The 506-nt window shown below is 49.8% G+C and carries 1 protein-coding gene; it reads left to right on the forward strand.

Translation table 11 applies throughout. The features are described from left to right. Nucleotides 1-506 (forward strand): FUSC family membrane protein (locus KIV40_RS33885; RefSeq protein ID WP_285353822.1); only part of this gene is annotated, 506 nt, incomplete at both ends.

Genomic DNA, 506 nt, shown 5'->3' on the forward strand with positions numbered 1-506 from the left:
GTACTTGCTTGAAGCTCAAGCTAAGGCGTGTCAGGAGATCGCTAGCTCGCTTAAAGTCGGCGCAGAGTACCAACACAGTGACAAGTCGGTATTAGCCTTGGATGAGCTAATGTCCTCACTCAATCACCTGCATCAACAAAATCGTCCAGAGTGGCGACCGCTACTTAGCCAACTCGATTTTCTGTTCAATAACCTGGCGACGGTAGAAAAGCAGCTCTCTAACATCAACAACCCAGACGCAGAGAAGCTTGAAGAAGATGTGTTAGATGACACCAACCCGCATACCTTAAAAGCGATGTGGCATAAGATCCGCGCCAACCTGCACAAAGATTCAATGCTATTCCGTCACGCGATCCGCATGGCGGTCACCTTGACCGTTGGCTATGGGATCATTCAGGGCTTTGAGATTGAGCGCGGCTATTGGATTTTGCTGACTACGCTGTTCGTTTGTCAGCCTAACTACAGTGCCACTCGCCAAAAACTCACAGCGCGTGTTATCGGCACAG

This window comes from Vibrio sp. D173a (genome assembly GCF_030248475.1).